This is a genomic window from Micromonospora sp. NPDC005806 (assembly GCF_042871425.1).
GTDB lineage: Bacteria > Actinomycetota > Actinomycetes > Mycobacteriales > Micromonosporaceae > Micromonospora.
This window is the reverse complement of the sequence record NZ_JBIAIL010000005.1, coordinates 73,471-88,592: the sequence shown is the minus strand read 5'-3', so window position 1 is coordinate 88,592 and position 15,122 is coordinate 73,471. Positions and strand designations below refer to the sequence as shown.

The 15,122-nt window shown below is 74.7% G+C and carries 16 protein-coding genes; 7 read left to right on the top strand and 9 right to left on the bottom strand.

Features of this window, described 5'->3' with window-relative positions; translation table 11 throughout:
- Positions 1-85 precede the first annotated feature (85 nt).
- A complete protein-coding gene (locus tag ACFYOS_RS08285; protein WP_387136950.1) occupies positions 86-1,081 on the top strand; it encodes an EamA family transporter in 996 nt (331 codons plus the stop codon).
- Between the two features lie 11 nt (positions 1,082-1,092).
- Positions 1,093-1,731, top strand: coding sequence for a prepilin peptidase (locus tag ACFYOS_RS08280; RefSeq protein ID WP_387136947.1), 639 nt, complete (start codon positions 1,093-1,095; stop codon positions 1,729-1,731).
- Positions 1,732-1,741: 10 nt separating this feature from the next.
- Here the strand turns inward: ACFYOS_RS08280 and ACFYOS_RS08275 are convergent, their stop codons facing one another.
- The 5 genes from ACFYOS_RS08275 to ACFYOS_RS08255 form a co-directional block, all read right to left on the bottom strand.
- Positions 1,742-4,933, bottom strand: a complete 3,192-nt coding sequence (locus ACFYOS_RS08275) for a UvrD-helicase domain-containing protein (protein WP_387136944.1) — start codon at positions 4,931-4,933, stop codon at positions 1,742-1,744.
- Positions 4,934-5,027: 94 nt separating this feature from the next.
- The gene (locus tag ACFYOS_RS08270; protein ID WP_387137329.1) at positions 5,028-6,320 is read right to left on the bottom strand and encodes a metallophosphoesterase; all 1,293 of its coding nucleotides are present in this window, start codon (positions 6,318-6,320) and stop codon (positions 5,028-5,030) included.
- A 20-nt stretch (positions 6,321-6,340) separates the two neighbouring features.
- Positions 6,341-6,586 carry a MoaD/ThiS family protein gene (locus ACFYOS_RS08265; RefSeq protein ID WP_387136942.1) on the bottom strand — a complete coding sequence of 82 codons (246 nt, stop codon included), beginning with the start codon at positions 6,584-6,586 and terminating at the stop codon, positions 6,341-6,343.
- A 3-nt stretch (positions 6,587-6,589) separates the two neighbouring features.
- Positions 6,590-7,606 (bottom strand): GTP 3',8-cyclase MoaA, encoded by a 1,017-nt coding sequence (gene moaA / locus ACFYOS_RS08260; RefSeq protein ID WP_387136939.1) that lies wholly within the window; start codon positions 7,604-7,606, stop codon positions 6,590-6,592.
- The gene (locus ACFYOS_RS08255) at positions 7,603-8,517 is read right to left on the bottom strand and encodes a fructosamine kinase family protein (protein WP_387136936.1); all 915 of its coding nucleotides are present in this window, start codon (positions 8,515-8,517) and stop codon (positions 7,603-7,605) included. The genes moaA and ACFYOS_RS08255 overlap by 4 nt, the downstream gene beginning before the upstream one ends.
- Before the next feature lie 163 nt (positions 8,518-8,680).
- On the opposite strand from ACFYOS_RS08255, the gene ACFYOS_RS08250 reads away from it, so the two are divergent.
- A complete protein-coding gene (locus ACFYOS_RS08250) occupies positions 8,681-9,721 on the top strand; it encodes a DUF4192 domain-containing protein (protein ID WP_387136935.1) in 1,041 nt (346 codons plus the stop codon).
- Between the two features lie 45 nt (positions 9,722-9,766).
- Here the strand turns inward: ACFYOS_RS08250 and ACFYOS_RS08245 are convergent, their stop codons facing one another.
- Positions 9,767-10,021, bottom strand: a complete 255-nt coding sequence (locus ACFYOS_RS08245; RefSeq protein ID WP_387136933.1) for a hypothetical protein — start codon at positions 10,019-10,021, stop codon at positions 9,767-9,769.
- Between the two features lie 57 nt (positions 10,022-10,078).
- Positions 10,079-10,300, bottom strand: coding sequence for a flavin reductase (locus ACFYOS_RS08240; protein WP_387136931.1), 222 nt, complete (start codon positions 10,298-10,300; stop codon positions 10,079-10,081).
- 376 nt (positions 10,301-10,676) lie between these two features.
- Here ACFYOS_RS08240 and ACFYOS_RS08235 point away from each other — a divergent pair, with 376 nt between their 5' ends.
- Positions 10,677-10,859, top strand: coding sequence for a hypothetical protein (locus ACFYOS_RS08235; RefSeq protein WP_091348098.1), 183 nt, complete (start codon positions 10,677-10,679; stop codon positions 10,857-10,859).
- A gap of 15 nt (positions 10,860-10,874) precedes the next feature.
- On the opposite strand, the gene fdhD is transcribed toward ACFYOS_RS08235, so the two are convergent.
- Positions 10,875-11,729, bottom strand: a complete 855-nt coding sequence (gene fdhD / locus ACFYOS_RS08230; RefSeq protein ID WP_387136929.1) for a formate dehydrogenase accessory sulfurtransferase FdhD — start codon at positions 11,727-11,729, stop codon at positions 10,875-10,877.
- Positions 11,730-11,973: 244 nt separating this feature from the next.
- On the opposite strand from fdhD, the gene ACFYOS_RS08225 reads away from it, so the two are divergent.
- The 3 genes from ACFYOS_RS08225 to ACFYOS_RS08215 all read left to right on the top strand — a co-directional run bounded on the left by ACFYOS_RS08225 (position 11,974) and on the right by ACFYOS_RS08215 (position 14,029).
- Entirely contained in the window at positions 11,974-12,573 is a 600-nt protein-coding gene (locus ACFYOS_RS08225) for a molybdenum cofactor guanylyltransferase (RefSeq protein ID WP_387136927.1), read from the top strand.
- Positions 12,570-12,827: a DUF6457 domain-containing protein gene (locus ACFYOS_RS08220; protein ID WP_387136926.1), complete on the top strand. Its 258-nt coding sequence runs from the start codon at positions 12,570-12,572 to the stop codon at positions 12,825-12,827. The genes ACFYOS_RS08225 and ACFYOS_RS08220 overlap by 4 nt, the downstream gene beginning before the upstream one ends.
- A 101-nt stretch (positions 12,828-12,928) precedes the next feature.
- The gene (locus ACFYOS_RS08215) at positions 12,929-14,029 is read left to right on the top strand and encodes a hypothetical protein (RefSeq protein WP_387136924.1); all 1,101 of its coding nucleotides are present in this window, start codon (positions 12,929-12,931) and stop codon (positions 14,027-14,029) included.
- A gap of 117 nt (positions 14,030-14,146) precedes the next feature.
- On the opposite strand, the gene ACFYOS_RS08210 is transcribed toward ACFYOS_RS08215, so the two are convergent.
- Positions 14,147-15,103 carry a zinc-binding dehydrogenase gene (locus ACFYOS_RS08210; protein WP_387136922.1) on the bottom strand — a complete coding sequence of 319 codons (957 nt, stop codon included), beginning with the start codon at positions 15,101-15,103 and terminating at the stop codon, positions 14,147-14,149.
- Between the last annotated feature and the right edge of the window lie 19 nt (positions 15,104-15,122).

Here is a 15,122-nt window from a genome sequence, read left to right as displayed (position 1 = left end):
GAACGCCCTCCTCGTACGCCAGTGCTGAGAGGCCGGCCACCAACGGGGGACGGCGACGCCGTGGTCACCGTAGCGTGGTCCACTGATGAGCTCACGCCCTGCGAGTGCGACGCCGCTCGCCCATCCCGCCGCCCCCACCGTCCGGCCGGCCCTGATCTGGACCGCGCTGATCGTCGTCTACGTGCTCTGGGGCTCGACGTACCTGGGTATCCGGGTGGCGGTCGAGTCGCTGCCGCCGCTCACCTCCGCGGCCGCCCGGTTCGCCGCGGCCGCCGGGGTGCTCGCCCTGGTGCTGCGCGCCCGCCGGGGGCCCGGCGCGCTCCGCGTCGACCGGCGGCAACTCGGATCGGCCGCCCTGGTCGGCGTGCTCCTGCTTGCCGGCGGCAACGGGCTGGTCGTCCTCGCCGAGTCCGGACCGCCCGGGGTGGCGCTGCCCTCCGGCATCGCCGCGCTGCTGGTGGCCACCGTCCCGCTCCTGGTCGTGCTGCTGCGTACGCTCGGCGGCGACCGCCCCCGGCTCTGGACGTTCGCCGGGGTGGCCCTCGGCTTCGTCGGCCTCGTCCTGCTGGTGGTGCCCACCGGCGGGTCGGGGACCGTGCCCGTGGTGGGCGCCCTCACCGTGGTCGTCGGGGCCACCTCCTGGTCGGTCGGCTCCTTCCTCTCCGGGCGCATCCGGATGCCCGCCGATCCGTTCGTGGCCACTGTCTACGAGATGGTGGCCGGCGCAGTGGCCCTCGCCGTGATCGCCGTCGCCCGAGGTGAGCTGCGTGGCTTCTCCCCCGCCGAGGTGACCGGCCGGTCCTGGGCGGCGCTGGCGTACCTGATGGTGGCCGGCTCACTGGTCGCCTTCACCGCGTACGTCTGGCTGTTGCACCACGCGCCCATCTCGCTGGTCGCCACCTACGCGTACGTGAATCCGGCGGTCGCGGTGGCGCTCGGCGCGCTGCTCGCCGCCGAGCCGGTCACCGTGCAGGTAATGCTGGGCGGCGCGGTGATCGTCGCCGGCGTGGCGGTGGTGGTGAGCACCGAACGGCCCCGCCGAGCGGTCGACGGGGCAGCCGCCGAGGCGGCCCGCCGGTAACCTCCGAACCCGTGTCCGCCGGGCCGGTGACGGGTGTCGCGCTCCTCGGCGCGCTGGCCGGCTGGGCCGCCGTGCCGCTCGCCCGCCGCTGCACCGGGCCCTCGGTGGCGGCCCGCTCCGACCTGGCCGGGCGGTCGACGGTGGCCGCCGTCGGCGCGGTGGTGTTCGGCGGATTCGCCCTGGCCCGGGGAGCGGATCCGGCCCTGCCGGTGTTCCTGTCGGTCGCGGCGGTCGGGCTGGTGCTCGCGCTGGTGGACCTGGCCTGCCTGCGGCTGCCCGATCCGCTGGTGGCGCTCGCGGCCGGCTGCGGCGCGTTCGGTCTGGTGGTCGCTGCGCTGGTCACCGGCACCGCCGGGCGCCTGCTCCCCGCGCTGGCCGGCGCCGCCGTCTCCTTCGCCGCCTACCTGCTGCTGGCGGTGCTGCCCGGCTCCCGGCTCGGCTTCGGCGACGTCAAGCTCGCCGCCGCGCTCGGCCTGCCGCTCGGCTGGTTGGGCTGGTCGACCCTGGGCCTCGGGCTGCTCCTGCCGCACCTGATCAACGGCGTCGTCGTGCTCGCCCTGCTCGCCGCCCGCCGGGTACGCCGGGACACCGCCCTGCCGTTCGGCCCGGCGATCCTGGCCGGTGCCTGGCTGGCGGCGCTGCTCGCCTGACGGCCAGCCGTCAGATCAGCCGGAGCTGGCGGTCCTTGGGCCGGCGGGCCTCGCTCTCGCCGAACCGCTCGAACAGGCCCGGGTCGATCACGTCGAGGAACGGCGAGGGCCGGCCGTCCCGTTCCGCCCCGTGCCGGCTGCGCCGCGCCGCGTGGCTGACGTAGAGCCGGTCCTGGGCCCGGGTGAGTCCGACGAAGAAGAGCCGGCGCTCCTCGGCCACCGCGTCGTCGTCCGGCTCCTGACCGGGCCAGCGCAGCGGCAGCAGCCCGTCCTCGGCGCCGACCAGGAAGACCACCGGGAACTCCAGGCCCTTGGCCCCGTGCAGGGTGAGCAGGGTGACCGCCTCGGCGCGCGGGTCCAGGGCGTCCACCTCCGCCCCGGTCGCCAGTTGGGAGAGGAAGAGCCCCAGGTCGTCGCCGCAGCGCCGGGCCAGCGGGGTGAGCAGGTCCACCGCCGTCCGGACGTCCTCGGGGCGTACCGAGCCGGAGCCGTCGAGGGTCGGCACGGCGAAGCGTTGCGCCAGGATCTGGCCGGCCAGCCGGACGCGGGCCGCCAACGAGCCGTCGAGCCCGGCATGCCGCAGTTCTCGGGCGATCGCCATCACTCCGGGCCGGTCCCGGAGCCGGTCGTGCGAGCGCTTCTGCACCGGGATGTTCGCCCGGGCCAGGGCGTCCACGATCGGCGCGGCCTGCGAGTCGGTGCGGTAGAGCACCGCGACGTCGGAGAAGGACAGCGAGGTCGACCGGCCGTCGATCCGGCCCGAGTCGAGCGACCGGTGGGAGAGGCCGCCGACCAGTTCGTCGATGGTGCGTACCACGAAATCGGCCTCGTCGGCGACGGAGGCCGCGGCGAAGCGACCGACCAGCGGTGCCTCCGGGTCGAGCCGGGCCGGATCGAGCCGGCGGCCCCGCACCAGCGACGACGGCGCGATGGCCTGCACCGCGGCGGCCAGGATCGGCGCCGATGAGCGGTAGTTGCGGTTCAGCCGGACCAGCCGGGCGTCGGTGAAGTCCTGCGAGAAGCGGAGGAAGTAGCCGACGTCCGCGCCCCGGAACGAGTAGATCGCCTGGTCGGGGTCGCCGATCGCACAGAGGTTGCCGTCGGCGGGGCTGAGCAGGCGCAGCAGCTCGTACTGGACCGCGTCGACGTCCTGGTACTCGTCGACGAAGATCCACTTCCAGCGTTCCCGGTACTCGCGGACCAGCTTCCGGTCGGCCTTCAGCAGCGCGACGGGCAGGGCGAGCAGCTCGTCCAGGTCGACCAGATCCCGCTTGCGCAGCAGCGCCGTGTACCGGTCGTCGTCGTCACCGGCCTCGGCGCGGGCGGCGGCCCGGTCGGCGTCGTCGGCGATGCGGAAGTCCGCCGGCAGGCCGACGGCCCCGGCGTTCTCCCGCAGGATGGTCAGGCCCAGCGAGTGGAACGTGCCGACCGTGACGTCCTCGGCCACCGGGCCGAGCAGCCCGTCGAGGCGGTGCCGAAGCTCCTCGGCGGCCCGCCGGGTGAAGGTGATCGCCAGGCACTGCTCCGGGAAGACGTTCAGCTCCGCGCAGAGGTACGCGATCCGGTGGGTCAGCGTCCGGGTCTTGCCGGTGCCCGGACCGGCCACGATGAGCAGCGGGCCACCCGGCGCGGAGGCGGCCACCCGCTGCATCGCGTCGAGCCGGTCCAGCAGGCCGGTGCCGACCTCCTCCATGCCGGCCAGCATCGGCTCGAACGGCTCGTGCGGGGAGGGTGCCGGCGCGATCGGTGGCGGAGGCGGCGGGGCCGGCTTGCGCTTCGGCTCCGGCTTGGCCGCCGCCGGACGCTTCGCCTTCGGCTTCGGCGCCGGCTCCGCGGGCTTCCGCCGCGCCGGCACCGGTACGTCGAAGAGCGTGTCCTGCCCGGTCGAGCCGCCCGAGGCACCCAGCTCGGCCGGGTCGAAGAGGGTGATGATCCCATACTCGCCGTCGTAGCCCGGGACGCGGCGCACCTCGCCCCGGCGCAGCCGGCCGATGCCCTCGGCGAGCAGTTCGCCGCCGACCCGGCCGATCTCGTCGAGCGGGGTGCTGGTGAGGATCTCCAGCTCCGGGCCGAGTGCGGAGATCAGCTCGTTGAGCTTCCCCTCGACCTTCTTCGAGCGGGCGCCCACCTTGTTGAGCTCACCGAGGATCTCGGCCAGCGGCACCAGATGGGTCACCGCGCGGGCGTGCGCCGGCCGGTGCCCCTCGGGCCGGTCGGCCAGCTCCTCGATCCGGCTGAGTACGCCCACCGTCAGCGGCTTGCCGCACTCCGGGCAGCGCCCGCCGGCCTCCCGGGTCCGCTCCGGGGACCAGTTCACCCCGCAGAGCCGATGGCCGTCGGCGTGGTACTTGCCCTCCTCCGGGAAGAACTCGATGGTGCCGGCCAGCCCGTCCCCGGTCCGCAACGCCTCCCGGATCGCGAAGTAGTCGCGGGCCGAGCCGAAGACGGTGGCCTCGCGGGCCAGCGCGGGCGGCGAGTGCGCGTCCGAGTTGGACACCAGCTGGTAGCGGTCCAGGCTGCCGACCCGCCAGTTCAGCTCCGGGTCGGAGGAGAGCCCGGTCTCCACTGCGAAGACGTGCTCGGCCAGGTCGGCGTAGCAGTCGGCGATCGCGTCGAAGCCCGACTTCGAGCCGAGCGCGGAGAACCAGGGCGTCCAGATGTGTGCCGGGACCAGGTAGCCGTCCGGGCTGGCCTCCAGGGTGATCTCCAGCAGGTCCCGGGAGTCCAGGCCGAGGATCGGCCGGCCGTCCGAGCCGAGGTTGCCGATCCGGCCGAGCGCGATGTTGAACCGGGCCACCGCGTCCAGGTCCGGCAGGTAGATCAGGTGGTGCACCTTCCGGGTCCGGTCGTCCCGCTTGTAGATGGTGGAGATCTCCACGCTGAGCATGAACCGGACCGGATCCGCCTCCGCCTCGCTGGCCAGCCGGGGTGGCAGCCGCCGGGCGATGTCCCGCTCCGCCTCCGGGCTGAGCCGGAACAGGCCCGGCTCGGCCGGGTGCAGCGTCTCGCGCAGGTGGTCGTACCAGGCGGGGTGGGTGAAGTCGCCGGTGCCGAGGACGCCGATGCCCTTGCGTCGGGCCCACCAGCCCAGGTTCGGCAGGGTCAGGTCGCGGCTGCACGCGCGCGAGTACTTCGAGTGGATGTGCAGATCCGCGACGAACGGCGAGAGGCCACCGGGGGGTGCGGCGCTGAACGGAGGCACGCCGCATCCTGTCACGCCCGGCCCCCCGGTCGCCCGCCGCCACGCGTACGCGTGACCTGAGCAATGCGGCGCTGGACTGTGCGGCCGGGGCGCGCTATGGGGCGCGAAGCTCGACCAGGGTCACCTGCGGCGGCGCGCCGACGCGGACCGGCGGGCCCCAGAAGCCGGCACCGTTGGTCACGTAGACCTTCGTGCCGTCCACCTCGCCGAGGCCGGAGACCACCGGCTGCTGGAGCTTCACCAGCAGGTTGAACGGCACCATCTGGCCGCCGTGGGTGTGCCCGGAGAGTTGGAGGTCCACGCCGAACTTCGCCGCCTCGTGCGCGGCCACCGGCTGGTGGGCCAGCAGTACCACCGGGCGGCTGGGGTCGCGGTCGCCCAGGGCGGCGGCGTAGTCGGCCGGGGCGGCCAGGCCGGTGCCGGCCGCGGTCACGTCGTTCACCCCGGCCAGGTCGAGAACGCCACCCCGGGCCTGGATCTCCTGGCGCTCGTTCTGGAGCACCCGCAGGCCGAGCCGGTCCACCTCGCGGACCCACTCCTCGACCCCGGAGTAGTACTCGTGGTTGCCGGTGACGAAGAAGCTGCCGTACCGCGAGCGGAGGTCGCGCAATGGCTCGGCCGCGGCGCCCAGTTCGGCGACCGAGCCGTCGACCAGGTCACCGACGACAGCGACCAGGTCGGCGTCCAGCCGGTTGATCATCGCGACGATCCGCTCGGTGTGCGACCGGCCGCGCAGCGGCCCGAGGTGGATGTCGGAGACGGTGGCGATCCGCAGGCCGTCCATGCTGCGCGGCAGCTTCGCCAGCGGGATCTGCACCCGGTCCAGCTGCGGCGGCCCCATCGCGGTGCGGACGCCGTACCCGGTGACCCCGGCGGCGGTGAGCCCGGCGAAGATCGCGGCGCCGCGCGCCAGCAGCAACCGGCGGGCCGGGTCGTGGTCCGGCGCGGCGGCCGGCGGGTCCCCGACGGGCCGGCCGTCGGCGCCGGGCAGCGGAGGGTCGGTGGGACCGGCCGGGGGGTCCAACCGGACGGCGGCGGGCCCGCCGGCCGGGACCAGCGACGGCTCCGGAACCGCGCTGGGCGCGGCGGCCCGCTCGCGGCGGCGCAGCACCAGCGTCGCCACCGCCGCCGGCACCTCCAGCACCAGCAGCAGCACCAGCAGGTAGAACATCAGCGCCAGCCAGAGGTAGCCCGGCCAGGCCAGCCAGTGCAGCCCGTTGCGGGTGCCTGCCATGGTGGCCGGCACCAGCAGCGCCAGCAGCAGCACGGCGAACCCGCCGATCCGCCGCGAGCGCCCGGGACGCGTGGTGTCCCGGACCAGCCGCTTCCACAGGTAGAGGTGGATCAGGGCGGTGACGAGCACAGCAAAGCCCAGGAACGTCGCCATCGCCAACACGGGCGCCCTCCTCAGCCGCCCGCGAACGGCGGCAGCACGTCGACCGTCACGCCGGCCGGCAGCGGTGTCCGACGATCATGACAGGCCACGCCGTCGACCAGGAAACTCGCCGCCTTCAGCACCACAGCGAGTCGTTCGCCGTGCCGCGCCGCCAGTTCGTCGAGGAGTTCGTCGAGGGACGGGCCGGCGGATGTGGTCTCCTCGGACCGGCCCGCGGCGGCGCGAGCCCCGGCGAAGTAGCGGATGGTGAGCTGCACCGGTCAGCCTCCGATCGCCGACATCGGCCGGGCGGGTTGCAGGAAGGTGGGGTCGTCGATGCCGTGCCCGGCCCGCTTGCCCCACATCGCGGTACGCCACCGGTGGGCCAGCTCGGCGTCGTCCGCCCCGGCCCGCAGCGCGCCGCGCAGGTCGGACTCCTCGGTGGCGAAGAGGCAGGCCCGGACCTGACCGTCGGCGGTGAGCCGGGTCCGGTCGCAGTCACCGCAGAACGGCCGGGTCACGCTGGCGATCACCCCGACCCGGGCCGGGCCGCCGTCCACCAGCCAGGTCTCGGCGGGCGCGGCGCCGCGCTCGGCCGGGTCGGCGCTCAGGTCGAACTCGGTGCGCAGGGCGGCCAGGATCTCCTCGGCGGTGACCATGGTCGTCCGGTCCCAGCCGTGCTGGGCGTCCAGCGGCATCTGCTCGATGAAGCGCAGCTCGTAGCCGTGGGCCAGGGCGAACCGGAGCAGCGCGGGTGCCTCGTCGTCGTTGATCCCGCGCATCAGCACGGTGTTGACCTTCACCGGGGTCAGCCCGGCCCGCGCCGCGCCGGCCAGGCCGGCGAGCACGTCGGCGAGCCGGTCCCGCCGGGTCAGCTCGGCGAACCGGGCGCGGTCGAGGGTGTCCAGTGAGACGTTCACCCGGTCCAGGCCGGCGGCGCGCAGGGCGGGCGCGAGCCGGTTGAGGCCGATGCCGTTGGTGGTCAGCGAGATCCGGGGCCGGGGCTCCAGCTCGGCCACCGCCGAGACGATGCCGACCAGACCGGGCCGGATCAGCGGCTCCCCGCCGGTGAAGCGCACCTCGGTGACGCCGAGCCGCTGCACCGCGATCCGGACCAGCCGGATGATCTCGTCGTCGCTCAGCAGCTGCGGCCCGGCCAGCCAGGGCAGTCCCTCCGCCGGCATGCAGTAGGTGCAGCGCAGGTTGCACTTGTCGGTCAGCGAGACGCGGAGGTCCCGGGCGACGCGGCCGTACCGGTCGACGAGGACCCCGTCGCTCGTCGTCGGGGCGCCGGTCATTTGTCGACGTTAGCGCGTCGGGCCCCGCGCAGCGCGAGGTGGGCGGCGCCGGCGACCGCGTCCCGGTACGACGTCCCGAAGAGTGAGCTGTGCACCAGCAGCAGGTGCAGCTGGTGCAGCGGCAGGCGCTCCCGCCAGCCGTCGGCCAGCGGCCACTCCTCCTGATAGGCAGCCATGATCCGGTCCAGGTACGACGGGCCGCCGAAGAGGGTCAGCTGGGCGAGGTCGGTCTCCCGGTGGCCGCCGTGTGCCGCCGGGTCGATCAGCCAGACCCGGTCGTCCGCGCCCCAGAGCACGTTGCCGGGCCAGAGGTCGCCGTGGATCCGGGCCGGTGGCTCGTCGCCGCCGAACTCGCCGATTCGGTCGATCAGCTCCTCGACGAGGCCGGCCTCCTTGGCGCCGAGCGCGCCGTCGTCGACCGACATCTTCAGGTACGGCAGCAGCCGTCGGCGGGCGAACCACTCCGGCCACGGCCCCGGGTCCGGTGTGTTGTCCTGCGGGAGCGCGCCGATGAAGCCGGTCCACTCAGCGCCGAACGCCGGTGCCCCGGCCCGGTGCAGCCCGGCCAGCTCGCGTCCGAACCGCTCGGCCGCCTCCGGCGTCGGCTCGCCGGGCTCGACCCAGTCGAGCGCCAGTAGCTCCGGCAGTGCCACCATCACCTCCGGCACGGCGACCGTGCCCGCTTCGCGCAGCCAGCGCAGCCCGGCCGCCTCGGTGGCGAAGAAGCCCTCGGGCACCGGGCGTGCCGCACGCTCCGGCCAGGTCTTCGCGAAGACCGAGTGCCCGTCGTCGAGGGTGAGCCGGGACGCGGCACAGATGTCCCCGCCGGAGACCGGCGTCTCCCGGATCCGCTGGTGGGTCAGGAAGGTGGGCAGGTGCTCCGGGTGTGCCCGCAGGTACGCCAGGTCCATGAGCGCAAGGTAGCCGCTCCCACCGACCATTGCGGGCCGTGCGCGTTCCCGGCTCGGGTCTGTGTGGCGTTCACCTGCGCCGATACTCTCCGTGGCTGTGGAAAACCCGCGTGTCGTCCACAGGGCCTGTCGGGTGGCCACCCCGCCGCCGCACGCTCCCGGCATGACTCCCACCGACCGCCCCCGACTCGCCGTTCGCTCGCCCGCCGACCTCATCGCCGCCGTGCCGTACCTGCTCGGGTTCCATCCCGCCGACAGCGTGGTCGTGGTGGCGCTCCGCGGCCGCCGGGTGGTCTTCGCCGCCCGGGGTGACCTGCCCGAGCCGGGTGCCGACCCGCGGCCGGCCGCGCAGCACCTGGCGCAGGTGATCGCCCGGCAGGGCAGCGAGTCCGCCACCGTGATCGGCTACGGGCCGGCCGCCCGGGTGACCGGGGCGGTCGACGCGGTCGGCGAGGCGCTGGACGCGGCGGGGCTGCTCGTCCTCGACGCGCTGCGGGTGACCGACGGGCGCTGGTGGTCCTACCTCTGCACCGAGCCGGACTGCTGTCCGCCCGACGGCACCCCCTACGACCCGGGGGCCAGCGAGGTCAGTGCGGCGGCCGTCTTCGCCGGTCAGGTCGCCCTGCCCGATCGGGCCGCGCTGACCGCCCAGGTGTCCGCGGTCGACGGTCCGGTCCGGGTGGCCATGCGGCGGGCCACCGCCCGCGCCCGCCGTCGGCTGGCGGCCCTCACCGAGGAGGCGACCGAGACCGGGCTGGTCGGCGGCCGGTCGGTGCGCTCGGCCGGCGTGGCGGCGGTCCGCACCGCGTTCCGTCGGCATCGGCGCGGCGAGCGCCTGGGCGACGACGAGGTGGCCTGGCTGACCGTGCTCCTCACCCAGCTCCCGGTGCGCGACCACGCCTGGGAACGGACCGACGGGCGGGACGCCGACATCAGCCTCTGGACCGACGTGCTGCGCCGGGCCGATCCCGAGCTGATCGCCGCCCCCGGCAGCCTGCTCGCCTTCGCGGCCTGGCGGGCCGGGTACGGCGCCCTGGCCGCGGTGGCCCTGGAACGGGTGCTCGCGGCGCGCCCCGAATACTCCCTCGCGCTGCTGCTGGACGACCTGCTCCGCAGCGGGCTGCCCCCGTCCGAGCTGGACGGCTGGCCGGAGGTCGGCTTCCCAGGGGTGGTCCGCCGGCGCATCAACCGCCGGCGCATCTGACCGCTGTGCGGTCGCACCATTCGGACCACAGGAGGGGGATGCCGATCAGTCCGGCCCCTCGTCTGGGGCGTCGTGCCGCCGGTTCATGCCCCGCGTGATCGCAGACTCGATACGCATGAGCAAGCCGCCGAACAGAAGCATCCCGCCGAGCAGGAGCCCCATCTCGGCGTGAGGCATTTGCCAGCCGACCAGAATGGCCACCGCTCCGGCGCCTGCCGCAAGGGTGCCTGCAGCGCCGACGATGACGCCTGGTCGGGGTGGTGAGGGCGCCGGATCCGATGGATTCCATCTCGTGATCATGGGGGCAGTGTAGGGAGCCGTCACTGCCGCTGGGCCTGCCGAACAGTGGTGCGTCGTTCAGCCCCGGGAGCGGGCCCAGCTGATGAATCGGTCGGTCAGGTCCGCGGGCGCGCTGACACCGCCGAGTTGCGTGAGCTGACCCCTGGCCTCGGCCAACTGGCCGGACAGGTACAGGATCAGGGCCGTCCGATCGCCCTCGTATTCGGCGAGCAGCGATAACCGGGCGGGACCGCACGGCCACGGCTGGCCGCAGTTGCGGCACATCCAGAGAGGGCGCATCGGCAGGTGGGGGCGGGATGGACGGCTCACCACCGGCCCCCGTTTGCTCGCCAGGTCTGCGCCGGAGTCAACCAGCCGGCCCGGCCGACCTGTGGGAAGGCAACCGTATGGGCGTTGTCGAGCCAGCGGGCACGGTTCGGTGGTTCGGCGGGGCCAGGGCGGTAGCGCCGATCCGGGCAGGGCCAGCGAAGGCCACAAACGCAGCACCGGGACCACCAGTGGCGCCGCCTGTGCACGAGGTTCGACGGAATTGGCAGCGCTGCTGCTTGTTTACCCATAGCGCCATGTTGACTCGCGACAACAGCGCTAGTCAAGGGTGCAAAGCATCTTGCTTCGTGACCCGCTGACGGGTGCCTACGGTCGGCTTGTGAAGCTGATGGGCGCGCACGAGATCCGGATGCGACTTGGCGGGATCAGCCGCCAGCGCGTCTACGCGATCACGTCGCACCGCTCCTTCCCGGCCCCGGTTGCGGAGCTGCAGCAGGGAAACGTGTGGCTCGCGGAGGATGTCGAACGGTGGATACGCGAGCACCGGCCGGAGCTGGCTGACGAGGAGTAGCGGTCCGGCCCAGCCCTACTCGGTGAGACGGTGGGCGCCGGCGTACACGTTCATCGTCCGGCCGCGCAGGAAGCCGACCAGGGTCATCCCGGCCTCCTCGGCCAGCTCGACGGCGAGGGTGCTGGGCGCGGAGACCGCGGCGAGCAGCGGCACCCCGGCCATCCAGGCCTTCTGGGTAAGCTCGAAGCTGGCCCGGCCGGAGACCAGCAGCACGTGCCCGGCCAGCGGCAGCCGGCGTTCCCGCACCGCCCAGCCGATCACCTTGTCCACCGCGTTGTGCCGGCCGACGTCCTCGCGCAGCACCACCAGCTCCCCGTCGGGGGTGAACAGGCCGGCCGCGTGCAGGCCGCCGGTCCGGTCGAAGGCGCGTTGCGCGGCGCGGAGCCGGTCCGGCAGGGCGGCGAGCAGTTCGGCGGGCACGTCCAGCGGGTCGTCCGCCACCGCGAAGAGTGAGCGGGTCCGGACCGAGTCGATGCTCGCCTTGCCGCACACCCCGCACGAGCTGGTCGTGTAGAAGTTGCGGGACGGGTCGGTGGTGGGTTCGGGCACGCCGGGGGCGAGCACCACGTCGACCACGTTGTAGGTGTTCGGCGTCTCCGCCCCGGCGCAGAGCTGGGCGGTGTGCACGTCGTCGGCGGACCGGATCAGTCCCTCGGTGAGCAGGAAACCGATCGCCAGGTCCAGGTCGTCGCCGGGCGTACGCATGGTCACCGCGAGTGGTTTCCGCCGACCGGGGCCGGCCGCGCCGACCCGGATCTCCAGCGGCGCCTCCACCGCCAGGGTGTCCTGTCGCCGCACCCGGGCGCGCCCGTCGGCTGCCGCGTCGAGGTCGATCCGGAGCACGCTGCGCCGGTCAGTCGCCCGTCCCATCCCGCCATCCTGCCCCGCCGGCCCGGCCACCCGCACGCGACGTCCCTGCCCGAGTCAGCGGTGCGGCCGGCCCGGGTCGCGGCGCACGAACTGCCGCCGCGTCCGGCGGCCCCGCCCGGGCCGGGACGCGCGCCGCGCGGGAGCGGGCCGCGCGGGAGCGGGCCGGGCGGGAGCGGGCCGGGCGGGAGCGGGCCGGGCGGGAGCGGGCCGGGCGCGAGCGGGCCGGCGCGGTTACCGTGGCCCGGTGACGGCGTACGCGGCGGTGGTGCTCTCCGGTGGGGCGGCCCGCCGGATGGGCGGGGTGGACAAGCCGGCGCGCCCGGTCGGCGGCCGGCCGATGCTGCACCGGGTGCTGGCCGCGGTCACCGACGCCGTGCCGCGGATCGTGGTGGGAGCGGTCGGCCCGGTTCCCGAGGGGGTGCGGGTGACCCGGGAGGAGCCGCCCGGTGGCGGTCCGGTCGCCGCCACCGCCGCCGGCCTGGCGCTGCTCGACCCCGGTGTCGCCACGGTCGCCCTGCTCGCCGCGGACCTGCCCCTGCTCACCCGGGTGGCGGTGGCCGACCTGCTGCGCGCGCTCGACAGGTCGTCCGCCGACGGTGCCTGCTACGTCGACGGCGACGGCCGCCGGCAGCAGCTCTGCGGAGTGTGGCGGGTCGCCGCGTTGCGGGCCGCGGTCGACCGGCTCGCCGGCGAGCGGGGCGGCACCGTCGACGGGGCCCCGGTGCGCGGCCTGCTGGCCGGCATGGTGGTCCGGGAGGTCACCTGGTCCGGCTCCGGGCCGCCGCCCTGGTTCGACTGCGACACTGACGAGGACATCCGCCGGGCCGAGGAGTGGACGCGATGACGGTGATGGACGACTGGGTCACGGCGGCCTGCGCCGAGCTGGGGTTGGACCCGACCGAGGTGTCGGTGCCGGTCGTGCTGGACCTGGCCAGGGACGTGGCCCACCAGGTGCTGCGCCCGGGCGCGCCGGTCACGGCATACCTCCTCGGGGTGGCCGTGGGTCGGGGCGCGGACCCGGCCGCGACGGCCGTCCGGCTCAGCGAGCTGGCCGGCACCTGGCCGGTCGAGCTGGACGGCACGGCACCCGCCGGGTAGGCGGCTCCGCCGGGTCTCCGACCCGTTGTCCGATCTCGGTCCCGGCGTGATTCGACCCCAACCGTCCGTGGGTAGGGTGGCCCTGACGGACGGAGGCGATCATGACGGCAGAACACCCCTCGCCGGCCAATGAGCCCGCCGGCGGTACGCCGGAGCAGTACGAGTCGATCCTGCTGGACGAGCCGACCACGGCCGACCTCCGGGCCAAGGTGACCGAGGCGTGGCGGGAGTTCGCCCGCGCGCTCGCCGACCGGCTGCGCGACCTGCCGGCCGGCGCGCACCTGGAACTGACCCTCGACCCGACCGCCTCCGGCACCGGGGACGCCGTCTACTCGATCGGCGTGGACGTCGGCGAGGAGGGCCGGTTGTCGGCGCGGGCGGTCGGCAACGCCACCCTGCCGCAGGGTTACCGGCTGGACCGCGCCGCCGTGGCGGACATGATCGCGCTCGGCTGGTCCCCGCCCGGCGTGGTCGAAGGTTCGGGCGAGCAGTTCGGCCTGGACTGCGCGGCTGACGAGGCGACCCGGCTGGCCGCGGTGCTGTCCCGGACGCTGCGCGACGTCTACGGCGCCCCGCACCCGGCCTTCCTGGTCTACCTGGTGCACGACGCCGAGGGGGAGGCGCTGCCGGTGGAGCCGCTCGGCACCGCCCGCAGCGAGTTCGGGCCGGACCGCGACGTGGCGGCCGACCTCGACGAGGCGCTGGCCGCCGCGGCCACCGCGCAGACCGCCGACAACGACGTGCTCGCCCTCGAGGAGCGGGTCCGTACGGTCGTCTCGACCATGCTCAAGTCGAAGTCCGACCAGGTGCAGGTCGACTCCGACGGCGACATCAACATCCGGGCCGGCTCGGCGATGGTCTTCGTCCGGGTACGCGACAACCCACCCCTGGTCGACGTCTTCTCCCCGGTGCTCACCGAGGTCGAGCCGACCGAACGCCTCTACATGAAGCTCTCCGAGCTGACCAACCGGATGCCGATCGGTCGCCTCTACTGCGCCGACGACACGGTCTGGGCCTCCATCCCGGTCTTCGGCCGCAACTTCCAGGCCACCCACCTGATGCTCGCCGTGCAGGTGATGACCGGCCTGGCCGACGAGCTGGACGACCGGCTGCACGGGGAGTTCGGCGGCAAGCGCTTCTTCGGCGAGGGCGACAAGCCCGCCCGCGCCGAGGCCGAGCACCGCACCGGCATGTACCTCTGACCGGCCCGCGCCGCGCGGACCCGCCGCGCTGATTCACGGAAAGAGTTGTCATCCCGACCGGAATGGCCACGCTTTCCGTGAATCAGGGCGGATCTTGGGCGGGCGGCGCGGGGTCGGTCACTGGACGTCGAGGAGGGTCTTGCCGACTGTGGCGCGGGACTGCATGGCGGCGTGCGCGTCGGCGGCCCGCTCCAGCGAGAAGCGCTGCCCGATCAGCGGTCGGAGCCGTCCGGCCGCGCCCTCGGCCAACGCCAGCTCGGTGAGGGCGCGCAGCTCGGCCGGCGGGGCGCCCGGGCGGAGCTGGGTGACCCCGCGGGCGGCGGCCAGTTCCTCGGGCACGTCCGCCCAGGCGCCGCCGGCCAGCCCGAAGCTGAGCATCCGGCCACCGAGGTCGAGCAGGTCGAACGCCGCCCGGGCCAGCGGGCCGCCGACCCCGTCGAAGACCACGTCCACCCCGCCGGCGGCGGCTCGTACCCGTTCGGTCCAGTCCGGCTCCCAGTAGTCGACCACCGCGTCGAGGCCGCGCGCGCGGAGCAGGGCGACCTTGCGCGGGCCGCCGGCGGCGGCGATCACCCGGGCCCCGGCCGCCGCGGCGAGCTGGGTCAGCAGGCTGCCCACCCCGCCCGCCGCCGCCTCGACGAGGACCCGCTCGCCGGCGCGCAGCCCGGCGGCCCGGGCCAGCATCAGCGCGGTACGTCCGTCGGCGAGCAGCGCCACCGCCTGGTCCAGCGGCAACCCGTCCGGCACCGGGAGCGGCGCGTCGTGGTCCACCACCACGCGCTCGGCGTACCCGCCGGTGCCGCCGGTGCTGCTGACCACTCGGCGCCCGACCAGCGACGGGTCGACGCCCGGGCCGACCTCGGCGATCACCCCACCGACCCCGTTGCCGGGGATCACCGGCAGATCCCGGGCGAACGGCCCGAACCCGGTGGCCCGGAACATCGTCTCCACGAAGGTCAGGTTGGCGTGCGCCACCTCGATCAGCACCTGACCCGGACCGGGTACGGGATCCGGTGCCGGTCCGGGGACGAGCACCTCCGGACCGCCGAACTCTCGCAGCCACACCGCTCGCACGTCGCCTCCTCGCTGTCCG

Coding starts and splice junctions, on each gene's coding strand:
- ACFYOS_RS08215 (WP_387136924.1), top strand. CDS start 12,929: ATGACGGCAGAACACCCCTCGCCGGCCAATGAGCCCGCCGGCGGTACG.
- ACFYOS_RS08220 (WP_387136926.1), top strand. CDS start 12,570: ATGACGGTGATGGACGACTGGGTCACGGCGGCCTGCGCCGAGCTGGGG.
- ACFYOS_RS08270 (WP_387137329.1), bottom strand. CDS start 6,320: ATGGCGACGTTCCTGGGCTTTGCTGTGCTCGTCACCGCCCTGATCCAC.
- ACFYOS_RS08235 (WP_091348098.1), top strand. CDS start 10,677: ATGGGCGCGCACGAGATCCGGATGCGACTTGGCGGGATCAGCCGCCAG.
- ACFYOS_RS08245 (WP_387136933.1), bottom strand. CDS start 10,021: ATGATCACGAGATGGAATCCATCGGATCCGGCGCCCTCACCACCCCGA.
- ACFYOS_RS08240 (WP_387136931.1), bottom strand. CDS start 10,300: ATGCGCCCTCTCTGGATGTGCCGCAACTGCGGCCAGCCGTGGCCGTGC.
- moaA (WP_387136939.1), bottom strand. CDS start 7,606: ATGACCGGCGCCCCGACGACGAGCGACGGGGTCCTCGTCGACCGGTAC.
- ACFYOS_RS08255 (WP_387136936.1), bottom strand. CDS start 8,517: ATGGACCTGGCGTACCTGCGGGCACACCCGGAGCACCTGCCCACCTTC.
- ACFYOS_RS08285 (WP_387136950.1), top strand. CDS start 86: ATGAGCTCACGCCCTGCGAGTGCGACGCCGCTCGCCCATCCCGCCGCC.
- ACFYOS_RS08250 (WP_387136935.1), top strand. CDS start 8,681: ATGACTCCCACCGACCGCCCCCGACTCGCCGTTCGCTCGCCCGCCGAC.
- fdhD (WP_387136929.1), bottom strand. CDS start 11,729: ATGGGACGGGCGACTGACCGGCGCAGCGTGCTCCGGATCGACCTCGAC.